Source organism: Methylocaldum gracile (assembly GCF_053646815.1).
Map to the genome: position 1 here is coordinate 4,538,476 of NZ_CM132196.1, position 15,080 is coordinate 4,553,555.

A 15,080-nucleotide genomic window follows, 5' to 3' on the forward strand; every position below is an offset into this window, starting at 1 on the left:
CGAGTTTTTGGAATTATTTTGAATCGAGTGGAAGAGACTGTCTTTGGGCTCGACAGAATAGCGCCTAGGCTTGGTCCATGTTTCGGCAGGAGCCCTCTCAATCTGAAATCGGTCGGAGGCGGGTGTCGTCGAGACCGTTGGCGTATCCGCCGCCCAATGCCTCGATGAGATCGGTCATGGCAACGAGCTGATCGGTTTCCAGGGTCTTGAGCGTGAATTCCTGATCCAGAACGGAATGCCGGCGCGCCAGCATCGTCCGGCGATCGTCCAGGCCGCTGCGAAGCCGCTCTTGAGCCAGATCGAGGGCTTCCCGCTGCGAAGCCAGCAGGCGGTTGTGCGCTTCGACGATGGCCCGGGTGTCGCGCCAACTGCTGAGACTGTCGGCGACTTCCTGCACCGCTTGCAGCAGGGTCTTGTTGTAGAGCTCCACGGCTTCGTCGTATTCCGCCCTTTGCACCGACAGCTGGCCGCGCAGCCGCCCGCCTTCGAAGATGGGGAGCCTGAGGCCAGGCGCGACGCCATAGGCGAAGCTGTTACCCGAAAAAAGGATATTGGCGAGGGAGCTCGCACCCTTGGTCATGCGAAGGGCGTTCAAGCCGACGAACGCGGTCAAATCGACCGTCGGGTAAAAACTGGCTCTGGCTACCTTGATCCGTTGCGCCGCCGCCTCGGCCCGGTGCAGTGCGGCAGCGAGGTCCGGACGGTGGGCGAGCAGTTCCAGCGGAAGCTTTGTGGGCAGCGGAATTTTTTCGGGCAGCGTCACGCTGCGATTAAACAGGTGCTGTGTCGCATCAGGACCGCGGCCGATCAAGCGGGCAAGCAAGTTCCGCTGCAAGTCCAGGTAGTCGCGGGTAATGGCTCGGCGCTTGCCGGTCGCTTCCAGCTCGGATTCGGCCTGTTTGACCGGATCCGCGGAGTCCAGCCCCAGCTCGTAACGCGTTTCGGCCAGTTGGAGCAAATTACGCCGCAATTCCACCATGTCATCAGCGAGATCGAGCTGCTGCCGCAGCGCGACCCCTCGGAAGTAACACCTCGCTATCGCGGCGGTCAATTGCAGCCTGACTTCGGCCTGTTCCGCGTCTTCGGCTGCCGCTTCGCCCAGAGCCGCTTCCAATGCCGCCCGATTTTTTCCCCAGAAATCGAATTCGTAGCGGAGGCTCAAGGGATTGATCAACGCCGAGACGGTATGCGCTCCCCTAAGGGCGACATTGAAGCTGTACTCGGAAAACCGCGCCGTTGCGACCTCCGCCTCCGCATCCAGGAACGGCAGCAGTCTCGCCCCCTCCACGCGGGCAAAGCCTTCCGCCTCGCGCAGCCGGGCGGCAGCGACCTTGAGACCTGGGTTATCCTTGAGCGCCATGTCCATCAGGTGGTTCAGCTCGGAGCTGCCGAACTGCCGCCACCAGCTCTCCTGTGGCCACGAATTCCGTACCCCCAGAAGCTCACCGTCGCGGGCTTCGGACAGTTTCTGGGTAATGCCCGGGGCGTCGGCAAATTCGGCACGCTGCCCGCCGGACGGAATCCAGGCGCAGCCTGCGATCAGAAACAGGACGCTAAGACCAGCAATCAGGCGACGATAGGCAGATCGGCGATTCATGGTTGCTCCATCAGTTCCTCGGCCTTGGTTTCCCTCAGGTCCTCCGCCGGACTCGGACGCAGCGGCCTGTGAGTGGGATGGGCCAGCCACACCAGCCCGGCCAGCCCGAGAAAGAGATATCCCGCCATCAAGAAGGCATCGTTGACCGCCAGAATGGCGGCCTGCTGTCTGATGAGGGCCAGAAGCTTGCCCTGTACGATGCCGGGATCGAGGCCGGCAGTCTCCAGACGCGACGAGAGCCGCGGCAGCAAGTCCAGCGACGGAAACCGGCGCCCCCCGAATTGATCGGCCAGATGAAGCTGATGAAAGGGGCTGCGCCGAAACAGCATGACGCCCTGCAAGGTAATGCCGAGCGCACCCGCGGCGATTCTCAGCGCTGCTGCCTCTTCCGCGGCGCGCATCATTTGGCTCGGCGTCAGCCCGTGAAGGGCGATGGCGGTCAGCGGCGTGAAGAACGAACCCAGAAAAAAGCCGAGGAGCAGCATGGGCCAAACGATCTGATCGAACGATCCCGGATCGTCGAAGAGCCCGATCCAGGACAGGGTGAACGCCAAGCCCAGCAGGTTGAGGCAGGCGAACACCCGCGCATCGACGCCCTTGATAAGCTCGTGCATGACGGCGATCGCCGGCGCCGCCAAAAAGATCATCACCAGGAACAAGAGGCCGGCAAGAAATGACGAGTATCCCAGCAGCAATTGGAGCTGGACGATGAACAGCGACAGCAGTCCCTGGATCGCCAAGAAACCTAGGACAAGGCAAATGATGCCAATCGTGAAGTTGCGATGGGTAAACAGCCGGATGTCCATCGCAGGGTGCCGCTCTCCCAGTTCCCAGATGACGAAACAAGGCAGCGCTACGACAACGGCGATCAGTACGCCGCGCAGAAAGGGCGAATCGAACCAGTCGAAATCGTTGCCCATATTCAGAATGGTTTGCACGCCGCCGAAGATCAGAGCCAACAGGATAAAGCCGGCGAAATCGAAACGGGTGTAGCGCCGCTGGAATCCCCGCCCATAAAGTAATGAACCGGTTACGCCGGCAATGGCCAGGGCGACGGGGATGTTGAGATAAAACAGATAACGCCACCCGATTTCGTCGGCCAGCCAGCCGCCGATGGGAAATCCGATCGTAAACGGCATCAGGGTGAACAACCCCCATATCCCAAGCCCCACCGATTTGAGCCGAGCGGGATACTCTTTCAGCAACAGGGCTTGTCCGATTGGCAGCGTAACGCCGCCGGCAAAGCCGAGAACGATGCGCGCCGGCAGGAACAGCCGCAAAGTTTCGCTGATGGCGCAGAAATAAGAGGCCGCTGCATAGATCACAAAGGCCGTAGCGAACAAGCGGTAATCGCCGAAACGCCCGGACAGCCAGCGGGCGATGGGAAACGCCAAGGCCAGGGCGATCATGAAATCGGTCTGGGCCCAGGTGCCGAGGCTCGGCACTACCCCTCCCAGGTCGCCCGCGACATGCGGCATCAGCGCGATATAAGAGCCGGCGTTGAAGAGCACGACCATGTGCCCCAAGCCGAGCGCGATGTTAAACAGAGTGAAGCGCCAGCCGCGAAGGCGTCTGGGGAAGAAAACGGTCACCTAATCGACGCCTTGACCGCAGTCAGCCGGGCGGCGCAGCGGCCATCGGCCGGCGCCGCCTTTTCCAGAGGGCAGGCGATGAGCATGAAGCGCAGCCGCCCTTGTCATTCGGAGCGACTGCTCGCCATAGCCGCCGAAGCGGCTTCGATGCTCTGCTGATCGGACCGGGCTTGCCGCGGCGCCGGCAGCCCCAAGTCGGCCAAGCCGCGGCGAACGAGCTTCGCGCCGACATCGGTCACGAGCTGCTTGAACTTTTCCGCTTCGTGGTCGAGAAGATTGGGTGCCGCTCCGGCCACCGGATACGCATCGGCATCGGCTCTTCCGATGACGTGCCCGGTGGCGGGGTCAATCAGCTTGACCAGCACCTGCAAGGGCGTCTGCGACTCGAAAATCCTGTAGGTCCCGATTCCCACCTCCAGCACGGCATCCACCCGCTCTTTGGCGTGGGACCGATAATCGACGGACGAGGTGTCGCCGTTGTACCACTGCCGGATGGCGTTATGCCAGTAGGCGAGATTTGCGGTGCGGTTGCCGGGGGCGATCGGCAACGGGTAGTACTGCTCGGCGGAAACGGCTTTGAATCCCCCGGCGGTCAACATCTCGGCCGCTTCCCGCGCCAACACCAGCGTGGGGGCCCAGTTCTCCGCCAGCGAGGCGACCGGAGCCAGCTCAGGATTGTCTGCCACGGACGCGATTCGCGGGAGAGACGGTTCCGGCACGATATCATTGTGGCTTACCAGTCCGGCGATCAGTACTCCGCCGGGATTCCGGTAAATCTTCCTTTCCAGAAACAGATCGTAAGGAACGGTATCGTTTTGCCGATAAATGGGCAGCCGGGATTCGATGAGGTCCGGCATTACTTCGAGGGGCGGCGGTTCCACCGGAATCACGAGGATCGACTGCAAGCTGCCCGACCGGTCGGCAGGCGGCTTGATCGGAGGAGCGAGACAAGCGTTCAGTGCAACCAGCAAAAACAGCAACAAGCTATAACGTTTCATATTTGGGAGGTACCCCAGTCCCATGGAATCCAGTGCGAGATAAAGAACCCGGACATCGCTTCGAACAAGCTATTCGTCGCTTTCCGACGTAGACATGTCCGATGCGCCGGGCACCCGTGCCCCATCCTTAGCAACCCTAATGCCACAACGCAGGTGATTGAATTCAAAAAACATTTCAAAGAAACACCGGCCAATGTCGTCATAATGACATCGACTCGACAACAAACAACAACCCGGCCTGACCTTCAACCCTCCAACAAAGCTTCGAATCCATTAATCAGGCCCGTAAATACCCTTCTGGTATTTCGGGCCGCCGCCCAGGCCCGGCACACGCCCGGCCTGGGCTTACGCGGCTTGTCGCCGCGCCTGGGCATCCCTGCCCCGGATTAACCCGGCCTAATTTAGAGGCAGGGTTAATAACCGTGCATTCGGAAATAACGCGCCAATTGCCACAAGAACTCATTGCTGTCACTATGACAGCACTGTGGTTAATTCGACTACGCCTCTATGGGAATGTTCGACTACGAACCTTTGAAATATGAACGAACGCTCGAAGATAAGAACGACCGAGAGCGCGATTCGCGAAGCGGTCTTGAGCCTGACGGCGAATCTTTCGATGAAAGAGCGCCTCGAGGGATTTCTCGAAATTTTCGCCAAAGTCACGGGAAATCACGCTTGCGCCCTGTTGCGCTTCCAAGACGGGGTACTCGTGCCCGTGGCGACGCGGGGCCTTTCGCCCGAGGTCATGGGACGCCAATTCGCCCCGGAGCAACATCCCCGGCTGGCGGCGATCCTCGGTTCGAGAACACCGATCCGATTCGAGGCCGACGACCCTAGGCCCGATCCTTACGATTCGCTATTGCTGAATGATGCCGGAGGCCGATTGCCCGTCCATTCCTGTATCGGCTGTAGCCTTTATAACGAGAACACCCTGCTCGGAGTGCTCTCGGCGGATGCGTTAAAACCCGGCGTATTCGACGGCATAGACGACCACATATTCCAGACCTTTGCCGCCATCGCGACGGTGGCGCTGCGTCACGAATCCTTTATCAGTGCGCTCGAAAGATTGGCTAGACACCGCGAACTGGTGACCAGCGAACTGGTCAACGAGGCCCTACAGCGCCGCGGGCAGATACTCGGCGACAGCCCCGCGCTGCAGGAACTGAGGCGCAACATCGGTATCGTAGCCCGATCCGATCTGACGGTCCTGGTGATGGGAGAAACCGGGGTGGGCAAGGAGGTGGTCGCTCGCGTCATACACGCGCAATCGCTGCGGGCCGACCAACCCCTGGTGTACGTGAACTGCGCCGCGCTGCCGGAGTCCTTGGCCGAAAGCGAACTGTTCGGACATGTCCGCGGCGCGTTCACCGGCGCCCATACCGATCGGGCCGGCAAATTCGAGTTGGCGGAGGGAGGCACTTTGTTTCTGGACGAAGTCGGCGAACTGCCCCTGGCTATCCAAGCGAAGCTGCTGCGTGCCCTGCAATTCGGCGAGATCCAGCGGCTCGGCTCGGACAAGAGCCACCGGGCCGACGTCCGCATCATCGCCGCAACCAATCGGCAGCTCGACGAAGAGGTGAAGGCGGGGCGGTTCCGAGCCGACCTCTATCATCGGCTCAGCGTGTACCCTTTGAACGTACCGCCGCTGCGGGAACGGCTCACGGATATTGCACCGCTGGCCGGATATTTCCTGGATCAGGCGCGGACGCGCCTGGGCTTGGACCGCGCCAACCTGGCGCCCGCGACCATCGAAGCCCTGAGGGCCTATTCATGGCCCGGCAACGTACGGGAACTCGAGCACGTCGTTCTCCGCGCCGCTCTGCGCGCCTCGGCGGACCGGGGACGTTCGTTGACCTTGCAACCCGAAGATTTGGACATCGGCTCTGAAATCCACTGGAGCGTGGATGCCAAGACCGGCTTGGCGTTCGGAACGAACCCGGTATCGCTTGCACGCGCGGTGGACGATTTTCAGCGGCAGTTGATCCTCAAGACGCTGGACGAATGTCGTTTCAATTGGTCGGAAACGGCTCGCCGCCTGGGACTGGACCGGGGCAATCTGCATCGCCTTGCCAGGCGCCTCGGACTAAAGCCGATCAGCCGCATGGCTTGACGCCGCGGCATTTCTTATCGTCGTTTCCGTTGGCGCGTATGGATTGATTGCAGGCGCCTTATTCCAAATCGCTTTCCGAGGAATTCATTCTTGTAGGATGGGTAGAGCGAAGCGAAACCCATCGAGCGACCTTGAATCGGTGGGTTACGCGGAGCCTGTCCCGAGCGGAGCCGAGGGGCCCGTCCTGAGCCTGTCGAAGGGCTAACCCACCCTACGATGAGTGTTCACTCGAATGCCGAATGAAATTATGAGTGGGAGCGGGCTTTAACCCGCGATCGAACGACGAAAAAAGCCGGACAACGTCCGGCTTGAGCTTAGGAAAGCAACCATAGTCTCAGGCGGTTGATCACTACGTTGCCAAAAAGTTTAGCCGGGACCAGGTCGCCGGAGAATCGTGAGGATCGCGACCGGAAATAAGGCCTTGTTCGCCTCGGAGCGGCAGCCACACGACGAACTCGGTGCCTCGTCCTTCGCCCTCGCTGGAAACCTCCACTTTCCCGCCATGCATTTCGATCAAGCGTCGCACCACGGAAAGCCCTATCCCCAGGCCGCCTTGCGTGCGGTCCAATGTCCTCGGCCCTTGAGTAAACAGATCGAAAATGTGGGGCAAAAGCTCGGGAGGTATGCCGATTCCCTCGTCCTTGACGTGCACGGCCGCTTGGCCCGATTCGATCTCCACCGAGAGCCAAATCCGCCCCTCCTCGTTACTGTATTTTGCGGCATTGTTGAGAATATTGGCCAAGGCTTGGGTTAGGCGCACCTCATCACCGTCCAGATCGAGATCGAGCGGCCCCGATTCGACGATGAGCTTGAGCCGACGGGCCTTGATCAGCGGCAAATTGACTTCGATCGCCCGAACGATTATGGCAGCGAGATTGAGCGGGGCCGGGCGAAGCGCAATCGTCCCTCGGGTAATCCTGGATACGTCGAGCAAGTCGTCGATCATTCGGGACAACTGAGCCGCCTGGCGGTCCACCACCTCCCGTGCCCACTCCGCCCTTGGCTCTTGCAAGTCCAAGCGGCGCAACACTTCGACCGCGTTACGGATGGATGCCAACGGATTGCGCAATTCATGAGCCAGCATCGCGAGAAATTCGTCTTTTCGCGACTGAACCGAAATGGCGTCTTCGGCGGATATCGAATCGTCAATGTCCATGAGTTGGACGCTACAATCGGATGGCAACATAACACTCGGTCCATTTTGGTCCTTGAAAACATCTTTGCCGTATCGCGCGGATACCGAGCGACCCGGCAAATCCCATTGCTGCTCTGGATGCGCGAGAGCCTTGCAGAGCAGCACGAATAAATCGGCGAAACCAACCGTATCGCGAGCAAACGGTAGACTCGATCAGGTCTCGTACCGGTTTTCGCAAAAGCGGCGGGCAATTACGCCGAACAGATGCTGGACCAAAGTGCGAGACCTCACTTATCCCGGTCATCGAAATTCGGATATAACCGAGCCTCGTTCTGCTGCTCGCGGTCGTACTCCAGTTGGCAATCGATGCAGCGTACCGCGCGGGGATTGGCCGCAAGGCGCTCCAAAGGAATAGGAGCCTCGCAATCGAGACAAACCACCAGCCCCCGTTCGGGGTCGGTAATTTGTTGTTCGTTCTCGGCCAATGACGCCTTCAGGCGTTGCAACGCTTCGGCTCGCGTACATTCTTCAACGATCTGAGCAATATCGATATAGTCCATGTCGGCAGCCTCCTTAGCATGAGGGAAATTTCCGCCTGGAACCGTATCAGCAAGGCACATCAGGCGACCTAACCCCTTCGAGAAAGTCGCCGCTTATTCAGTTCCCGCTACCGTATTGGTACTTAATGGTGTCGAGTAAGTCGAGCCGACGGTATAGGTTTGTACACCTATGGAAGCATACTTATGTTATGCCGCGAATTGATGCGGGTATCTTCTTGTACGCACAATTTGGTAGCTGATCGGGACTCCGAACGAGACACGAGCGACGGAAACCATCTCAAGGAAGAACCCTATGAAAACCCTCAGCATTGCCGCTGCCGCCGCAGCGGTTTCGATTTTGTCGGGCGTCGTCGCCGCTAAGCCGGCCGTTCCGTCGAGCATCTCGTTCGGTGCAAAGTACCCGACATCCTTTGACGTTGACTCGCATTTTTCCTTCACGGAAACCGACCGCTGCATCGTCAGACAAAGGACATTCGAACAGGGGGAGCCGGTGATAAAGGCCGTTTCGGAATGTGAAAAGCCGATCATTATGGTCTTCTGCATTCTTACGGTGGAGGACGGCTGGTCTTGCTGTTCAAATGCCGAATATCCCGGTCAACCGCTGATGGGCCGCGGTGACTATCATGCCCTCGGCAGCCGCGATCTGGTTGAATCGGAACCTCGTAACAGTTTTGCTGTCGGTTGCGTACCGACCAAGGTCGGCCCTGCCCTACGAACCTTGAATCCGCTAAGCCTGGGGTCCGTCCCGGACGATCCATGCTATTTAGCGATACACGGACTCGATCAAGCCTTGCTTCAAACTCCACAAGGCGACCCACATGAAATCTTGAAGACGCTCGGCTTTACCGCAATGGCCCGGCCGCTTCGGCCATTCACGCTATCGGCAAAACCGTTCGCCTATCTCCGTAAGACTATGCCTGGCAAGACGGGATAGCCAATGCTCCACTTGAAATGAGGGTGCCGCCGAAAGCGACACCCGATGCGACCCGAGGAAAGATCACCTTCTGAGCAGCCGTGAGCCGTTGAAAGCGGCAGGGATAGTTGCGGCGCCCCCGGAGGAATCGGCAATAGCGTCTTCGAGGTGGAAATGACAATGCGCCAGTCCGCATTTACGTAGCCGGCTATTCGACTGGTTCGTTCTGCTCGAACTTCGAAAACTCATCCGGATCCAATTGGCCATCCTGATTCCTGTCCATTTCGCGCCAACGCTCCATTAACTTGCTGTCGGAGCGACCTTCGCTTTCGGAAATCAGGCCGTCGCGGTTCTCGTCCAGCTTTTTGAAACGCTCGCTCTTGATTTCCCGTTCGACCTCGACCTGATGCTTGGTCGCCGGTATGTCCTTTTCGATCTGCTGGCCGGACGGGCGCTGGGCCGGCGGCTCGGCCGGCTGGTTGGTAATGTCCAGGGATCTTTCAGTCGCTTCATCCGGGTTGGGAGTTCCCGGAACTCGCTGTTGCTCAGCCGCTGCCCAGGATGAACCCAGCAGTGCGAGCACGGTGATGATGATTGATGTTTTCATGACAGACCTCCGTATCCACAATGAATATTCAATGCTTTGAAGCAGTAATCGGAGGATTTCCGCTCATAATGATTAGGACCCGCCTATCCCTGCGCGGTTCTGAAACGAAGTCGCCGGTATAAATCGCGATAGCTGAATGGACCCCAAAAAACGCCGGAGCCGGACGCAAACGAGCTCAATGCGCCGCTCCGGAAGTACTTGTGACGGGATGCGTTGGAAAAGCAGTGATCGTCACCACGACGCCGGATGACAATCCAGAGATTTGAGTACAAGGGTGGGACTCTGTTGGCTCTTGCCGACGGCCTTGTCCCGATACATGGCTTGATCGGCTGCCCTCAGCAATTCGGCGGTGGTCGAGCCGTCTTCAGGATAGACGGCGATGCCCACGCTAGCGCCTAAGACCGGCATCAACTTATTGGTTCCATTGACGTCCACGGACGGTTGGAAAAACGCTTTCTTGATTTTCCTGGCCACGGATTCCGCACCGGAACGGTCTCCGATATTCTGCAGAAGCACTACGAATTCGTCTCCTCCCAATCGGCCTACGGTATCCGTTTCCCGAACGGAATGCTGAAAAATGCGGGCGGCGCGTTGCAAGACCTTGTCCCCGGTCTGATGCCCGTAATAGTCGTTGACCTGTTTAAATCCGTCCAAATCGAGGTAAAGCACTGCCACCTTCCGCCTCGACCGGTGAGCTTCGGCCAGCGATTGATCCAACCGATCCATGAATAACTGACGATTGGGCAGTCCGGTCAACGGATCGAAATTGGCCAACAAAAATAGCCTGTTGCCCTCCTCGAGTTTACGTTTTTCATAGCGGTCATAGATTCTGGCAACACTGAAAAACATGAGGAGACATGCCAAGGATCCCACAAAAATCAGGTTCAGCCGGTTCCAATCAAGATTCGCCCACCCCAATTGTTGTTCGATTTCGAGAGATAAGTGTTTCTCCGGCTCTCCGAAAGAGCTGCGAAAAAGCAGCTTGGGAAACAAGCTGGATTCGAGGGGCGTTGCCGGCGAAGCCTGCTTATGAATCAACTTGTCACCCGGATTTGCTCCAGCGTGCACCGACTCGAACAGGGTGAGCGCCAACGCAACGGAATCGGAAGGGAGATGGAAAAGAGCCTTCACCCTGCATATCACTACGGCGAAACTTACGCCGCCTGTTAAACTTACCGGCTCCACGAGCGCATAACCCCAATCGCCGTTATTGAGCAGGAACGAGCGACTGGCGGCAATTTCTCCGGACCTCAGAGCGCGCTGAAAGGCGTTTCCGAGTACCGATACCAAATCGACATCGGTCTCCGACAAGGGTCGCGTCTCATCGGCGTCCGGCGCAATGGAATTCGGAGCATACAAGAACGGTTTGCCCACAGCCGCAACTCGAATCAGGCGATTCCTACGATCGGAAAAAAGATGTACCGAAGAAGCGACACCCTCATGAAGCCTTAAGGCAACGAATTCTTCCAAAGTCTCCTTGTCGAACTTCGGAACGGTGCCCATGAAGTAGATGCCGGCATCCTGGTCCGAGATCAGGCGCGCGTAGGTAGTGATCTTCTCCTGATTTATGGGCTCCTCGGTCTTGAGGAATGCCGCCAGTCCATGTGTCGCATCAACATAGCGACGCGTTTGCGAAACCAATTGCGTTTGAATCAGGGCGGACGTCTCGGAAAACCGCTGGGTTTCCCGCTGAATGTCGAGAAAAACGGCGAACGCCAATCCCGCAGCGGCGATCAATATCCAGCATATCGTCAACAAGGCGTAGAAGGAAAACCGCTTGACGATCAGTTCGATTATCCCCTTTTGCAACAACGCCGCGGCCTGCATAGCCTTTATGCTACTATTCGCTGCCGGCTGCCCGACTTCAAGGATTCCCGGATTGCCACCGGAATGGCGATCCAGCTCGAAGGGGATGTACGATTCTGCATCTCTACGAATCCATGATTGCAAAAGATTTTGGAAGAGGAGATACATGTTTAAACCCAGACTCGACGTATTCCTTGCTTGCCCGATTCATACCAGCGCTCTCATCGCGAACTTTTTGGTTCTGCTGTTCTTGCCCCTGGTACGCCCACCGATCACCCTGTCCATGCTGCTAGTCGCGCTACTGGTCTACCTCTCGATGTTCTTTGGCGCCAAATCGGCGGCTAACGAAACCCAGAGACTCTTGTCGTTGAGTAACGACGATAAACCAAGCGTTCACTGAACGGTCATCCTGCTATCTCGCCGGTCGAAACTGTTCGACGTTCAGCTTACATGCGGACGGCGCGAGATAATGTGATTTAGTACCAACTTCCGGAAAAACCGCTCGTTAATGATTAATGCAAAAACCATGCACAAGCCAAATGTTTCGAGCGCCGCAGTTGATGTTTCATCCGCTGCGACGAACTCCGCATAAGGCGGGGACGCGCGTCGAAGACTCCGATTGAGTCGCCTTTGTGACTCCGAAGCACAACTCACCCGGCTTGCTGCGCCGCCTGGCGGCGCTCGTTTACGACATGGTCGTGCTGGTTGCGGTACTCTTCGCCGCAACGGTCCTCCTGCTGCCGCTTCATCACGGAGAAGCCTTTCAACCGAACCACGGGCTGTATAGCGCATATCTATTGACGGTCAGCTTCGCGTTTGTCGGGTGGTTCTGGACCCATGGCGGACAAACTCTCGGAATGCGTTCCTGGAAAATTCGCCTGTGCACGACAGCCGACACTTCCATCTCCTGGGGCCAGGCTTCGATTCGCTTCTTCTGCGGCTTGATATCCTTCGGCTGCCTAGGCCTCGGCTATCTCTGGGTTTTGTTCGATTCGCAAGGCCGTAGCTGGCACGATCTCGCGTCCCGGAGCAAAATCGTTTGGCAAGATTTAGAGCCTTCAGAGAAAACAGGGATGAATTAAGCGTCTAAGGCAAGAACAATGTCGGATGTCGCGGCGAAATCGGGCATCCAGCTTGCCCCCGCCGCTCATCCCGGCACAACGATCTCGCAAAACGCAGCGGAGATGTCTCATGCAGGACCGCGCCGATGTATTCGAAAACCCCGTGTCACGGGAGGTCTGGAATTGGAAATACCGTCTCACGGACGAAGCGAGCCGCGACTTTGGCGTAAGGGATACCTGGCGGCGTGTAGCGCGAGCCCTGGCCAGCGCCGAGCCCGAAAATTCCGCCCATTGGGAACGCGCTTTTTTTGAAGCCTTGGAAGACTTCCGGTTCTTGCCGGGCGGGCGAATTCTGGCCGGAGCCGGCAGCCGACACGATGTCACGCTGTTCAACTGTTTCGTAATGGGCACTATTGAAGATTCCATGGAAGGCATCTTCTCGGCTCTCAAGGAAGCGGCGCTCACCATGCAGCAAGGAGGCGGCATCGGTTACGACTTTTCCACCCTGCGCCCGTCCGGCATCCCCGCCCACCGCTGCGGTGGCGTCGCCTCCGGCCCGGTATCTTTTATGCGCATTTGGGACAGCATGTGTGCCACGGTTCTTTCGACCGGTGCCCGACGTGGTGCCATGATGGGTACATTGCGCTGCGATCATCCGGACATCGAAACCTTTGTCGGTGCCAAACGAACCCTCGGCGAGCTACGGAATTTCAATCTTTCCGTACTGATCACGGATGATTTCATGGACGCGCTGAAGCGTGATCGGGATTGGCCGCTGGTATTTCCCGTCAATCCCGAGGGAACCCCTGCCGGTACCGGACAGATCGTTCTGAGACGCTGGTCCCATACCGACACCCCTGTTCCCTGCCGCATCGTTCGAGTGATCAGAGCCCGCGACCTGTGGAATGCCATCATGCGGTCCACCTATGAACATGCCGAACCGGGCGTTCTGTTCATCGACCGCATCAATCGGGAAAACAATCTTTGGTATTGCGAACACATATCGGCCACCAATCCTTGCGGCGAAATCCCCTTGCCCCCTTACGGCGCTTGTGATTTGGGCTCCATCAATCTCACCCGCTTCGTATCGCGGCCGTTCGAGGATCACGCCGCTCTGGATTTCGCGGGCATCGAACGGATTACCGCCGTGGCTGTGCGCATGCTGGACAACGTCATCAATGTCAGCCGGTTTCCCTTGCCGCAACAGCGGAATGAAGCGCTCGATAAACGGTGTATCGGTCTGGGAATTACCGGGCTGGCGGACGCCCTGATAATGTTGGGTGTGCGCTACGACGACGAACAGGCGTGTCAGCTTGCCGACAAAATCATGCGAACCGTGTGTCTCGCGGCATATCGGACGTCGATCGAACTGGCGAGCGAAAAGGGTTCTTTCCCCTGTTTGGATCGCGACAAATACCTACAGAGTCCATTTGTTCGGGCCTTGCCGCGCACCATCAGAAAAGGCATTTCCGGACACGGCATTCGGAACAGCCATCTGCTGGCGGTCGCGCCCACCGGCTCCATTAGTCTGCTCGCGAACAACGTGTCCAACGGGCTCGAACCGGCATTTGCCGAGCGCTATCAACGACGCGTCCTAACTCCCGAAGGTCTTCAGAACTACGACATCGAAAACTATGCGGTCCGGTTGTGGAAGCTCGAATGTTCGAAGCACACGCTGCCGCCGGCTTTTGTCACCACCTTCGAATTGTCGCCGCTCGCACATTTACGTATGCAGGTCGCAATCCAACGTTCGGTGGACAACGCCATTTCGAAAACGGTCTACCTGCCCGAGAACTTTCCTTTCTCCGATATGGAGTCACTGTACCGCCAGGCCTACGACATGGGACTAAAGGGTTGTACCACTTATCGGCCCAATCCCATTACCGGAGTCGTGATCAGCCCGACGGAGCCCATGACGGATTCCGCTATCTGCTGCGAACAGAACGATTAGCCCGTGACGCCGCCGGCACATGTCGCTCTGTCACGACACTCGGATATAAAACAGGCGCGGAACTGAGAAAGGGGTTTTGGCGGGAACCGGGACACCGGCGGGGCGTAAGAAGCGATTAAATCTCGTTACGCCCCGGACCGTCGTGTGGTTAAACGATTAGAGGGCGGTGGACGAAATTTTATGGTTCTTGATTTCGCCACGCTGCATGCGGACGTGCTCCTCGAGCTGACGCTTTGCGGCATCGAACGCGTCGCGTAACGCGACGTACACATCCTCATGTGCCTGCTTGTCGTGATGGTCGCGGCTGACCACGATCTGCTTCTGAGGAACGCTCAAATCGATTCTGACTTTATAGAGATTACCCTGGTGCTGATGATGATGCTCCGCCTCGACGGCGACTCTACAGCTGATGATGTGATCACAGAATTGCTCCAGTTTTGCGGCTTTCTCCCGAATGCGGGTTTCAACGGCGTCGGAATGAGGAATGCCTCGAAACGTAATCTCTAGTGGTACTTGCATAGGTCTTTCCCATTAAGTGTCAAGTCTGTAAGTAGTCCAAAAAGTCTCCACCGAAGCCCTGGTCCAGCGCATGCTGTCCGGCTCGTCCAAATTTCCGGCTTCTGCTTGGTGGTTCGGTCCATTGGTTGTTGTGTTGTGACCCTGTAAGGCTTGGGTCGATGGGGCCGAATATGCGCTCAGCCCCTTATTTCCGTGCCGCTCCGGGCACATGATATACAACCCGAAGTCGCC

At 57.9% G+C, this 15,080-nt stretch carries 13 protein-coding genes; 5 read left to right on the forward strand and 8 right to left on the reverse strand.

Annotated elements, in window-relative coordinates:
* Positions 1–97: 97 nt before the first annotated feature.
* The 3 genes from ACWJJK_RS20170 to ACWJJK_RS20180 form a co-directional block, all read right to left on the reverse strand.
* Positions 98–1,597, reverse strand: a complete 1,500-nt coding sequence (locus ACWJJK_RS20170; RefSeq protein WP_077728681.1) for an efflux transporter outer membrane subunit — start codon at positions 1,595–1,597, stop codon at positions 98–100.
* Positions 1,594–3,189 (reverse strand): DHA2 family efflux MFS transporter permease subunit, encoded by a 1,596-nt coding sequence (locus tag ACWJJK_RS20175; RefSeq protein WP_434111221.1) that lies wholly within the window; start codon positions 3,187–3,189, stop codon positions 1,594–1,596. Before ACWJJK_RS20175 ends, ACWJJK_RS20170 begins: the two co-directional genes overlap by 4 nt.
* 104 nt (positions 3,190–3,293) lie before the next feature.
* Positions 3,294–4,187, reverse strand: a complete 894-nt coding sequence (locus tag ACWJJK_RS20180) for a hypothetical protein (protein ID WP_086134019.1) — start codon at positions 4,185–4,187, stop codon at positions 3,294–3,296.
* 538 nt (positions 4,188–4,725) lie between these two features.
* Between ACWJJK_RS20180 and norR the strand changes: the two genes are divergently transcribed.
* Positions 4,726–6,297 carry a nitric oxide reductase transcriptional regulator NorR gene (gene norR, locus ACWJJK_RS20185; protein WP_086134018.1) on the forward strand — a complete coding sequence of 524 codons (1,572 nt, stop codon included), beginning with the start codon at positions 4,726–4,728 and terminating at the stop codon, positions 6,295–6,297.
* Positions 6,298–6,646: 349 nt separating this feature from the next.
* Here norR and ACWJJK_RS20190 read toward each other — a convergent pair whose 3' ends face one another.
* Entirely contained in the window at positions 6,647–7,453 is an 807-nt protein-coding gene (locus ACWJJK_RS20190) for a sensor histidine kinase (RefSeq protein ID WP_168183796.1), read from the reverse strand.
* A 266-nt stretch (positions 7,454–7,719) separates the two neighbouring features.
* A complete protein-coding gene (locus ACWJJK_RS20195) occupies positions 7,720–7,992 on the reverse strand; it encodes a TraR/DksA C4-type zinc finger protein (protein WP_166642682.1) in 273 nt (90 codons plus the stop codon).
* A gap of 292 nt (positions 7,993–8,284) precedes the next feature.
* Here ACWJJK_RS20195 and ACWJJK_RS20200 point away from each other — a divergent pair, with 292 nt between their 5' ends.
* The gene (locus tag ACWJJK_RS20200; protein WP_434111218.1) at positions 8,285–8,926 is read left to right on the forward strand and encodes a hypothetical protein; all 642 of its coding nucleotides are present in this window, start codon (positions 8,285–8,287) and stop codon (positions 8,924–8,926) included.
* A 187-nt stretch (positions 8,927–9,113) separates the two neighbouring features.
* Here the strand turns inward: ACWJJK_RS20200 and ACWJJK_RS20205 are convergent, their stop codons facing one another.
* Together ACWJJK_RS20205 and ACWJJK_RS20210 are read right to left on the reverse strand one after the other, a co-directional pair.
* The gene (locus tag ACWJJK_RS20205; protein ID WP_347257294.1) at positions 9,114–9,512 is read right to left on the reverse strand and encodes an EF-hand domain-containing protein; all 399 of its coding nucleotides are present in this window, start codon (positions 9,510–9,512) and stop codon (positions 9,114–9,116) included.
* A gap of 231 nt (positions 9,513–9,743) precedes the next feature.
* A complete protein-coding gene (locus tag ACWJJK_RS20210; protein WP_168175340.1) occupies positions 9,744–11,339 on the reverse strand; it encodes a GGDEF domain-containing protein in 1,596 nt (531 codons plus the stop codon).
* Between the two features lie 145 nt (positions 11,340–11,484).
* On the opposite strand from ACWJJK_RS20210, the gene ACWJJK_RS20215 reads away from it, so the two are divergent.
* From ACWJJK_RS20215 to ACWJJK_RS20225, 3 genes are all read left to right on the forward strand, one after another.
* Complete coding sequence (locus ACWJJK_RS20215) at positions 11,485–11,718, forward strand: hypothetical protein (protein WP_077728672.1); 234 nt, start codon at positions 11,485–11,487, stop codon at positions 11,716–11,718.
* 232 nt (positions 11,719–11,950) lie between these two features.
* Positions 11,951–12,400, forward strand: coding sequence for an RDD family protein (locus tag ACWJJK_RS20220; protein ID WP_240502397.1), 450 nt, complete (start codon positions 11,951–11,953; stop codon positions 12,398–12,400).
* A gap of 109 nt (positions 12,401–12,509) precedes the next feature.
* Positions 12,510–14,330 (forward strand): adenosylcobalamin-dependent ribonucleoside-diphosphate reductase, encoded by a 1,821-nt coding sequence (locus ACWJJK_RS20225; protein ID WP_454128423.1) that lies wholly within the window; start codon positions 12,510–12,512, stop codon positions 14,328–14,330.
* 156 nt (positions 14,331–14,486) lie between these two features.
* Here ACWJJK_RS20225 and ACWJJK_RS20230 read toward each other — a convergent pair whose 3' ends face one another.
* Positions 14,487–14,849, reverse strand: a complete 363-nt coding sequence (locus ACWJJK_RS20230; RefSeq protein ID WP_077728670.1) for an HPF/RaiA family ribosome-associated protein — start codon at positions 14,847–14,849, stop codon at positions 14,487–14,489.
* Positions 14,850–15,080 lie beyond the last annotated feature (231 nt).

What these genes read in the sequence shown, in the direction of transcription:
- ACWJJK_RS20195 (WP_166642682.1), bottom strand. Translation starts at nt 7,992, where the DNA reads ATGGACTATATCGATATTGCTCAGATCGTTGAAGAATGTACGCGAGCC.
- ACWJJK_RS20210 (WP_168175340.1), bottom strand. Translation starts at nt 11,339, where the DNA reads ATGCAGGCCGCGGCGTTGTTGCAAAAGGGGATAATCGAACTGATCGTC.
- ACWJJK_RS20205 (WP_347257294.1), bottom strand. Translation starts at nt 9,512, where the DNA reads ATGAAAACATCAATCATCATCACCGTGCTCGCACTGCTGGGTTCATCC.
- ACWJJK_RS20200 (WP_434111218.1), top strand. Translation starts at nt 8,285, where the DNA reads ATGAAAACCCTCAGCATTGCCGCTGCCGCCGCAGCGGTTTCGATTTTG.
- ACWJJK_RS20190 (WP_168183796.1), bottom strand. Translation starts at nt 7,453, where the DNA reads ATGGACATTGACGATTCGATATCCGCCGAAGACGCCATTTCGGTTCAG.
- ACWJJK_RS20225 (WP_454128423.1), top strand. Translation starts at nt 12,510, where the DNA reads ATGCAGGACCGCGCCGATGTATTCGAAAACCCCGTGTCACGGGAGGTC.
- norR (WP_086134018.1), top strand. Translation starts at nt 4,726, where the DNA reads ATGAACGAACGCTCGAAGATAAGAACGACCGAGAGCGCGATTCGCGAA.
- ACWJJK_RS20230 (WP_077728670.1), bottom strand. Translation starts at nt 14,849, where the DNA reads ATGCAAGTACCACTAGAGATTACGTTTCGAGGCATTCCTCATTCCGAC.
- ACWJJK_RS20180 (WP_086134019.1), bottom strand. Translation starts at nt 4,187, where the DNA reads ATGAAACGTTATAGCTTGTTGCTGTTTTTGCTGGTTGCACTGAACGCT.
- ACWJJK_RS20170 (WP_077728681.1), bottom strand. Translation starts at nt 1,597, where the DNA reads ATGAATCGCCGATCTGCCTATCGTCGCCTGATTGCTGGTCTTAGCGTC.
- ACWJJK_RS20215 (WP_077728672.1), top strand. Translation starts at nt 11,485, where the DNA reads ATGTTTAAACCCAGACTCGACGTATTCCTTGCTTGCCCGATTCATACC.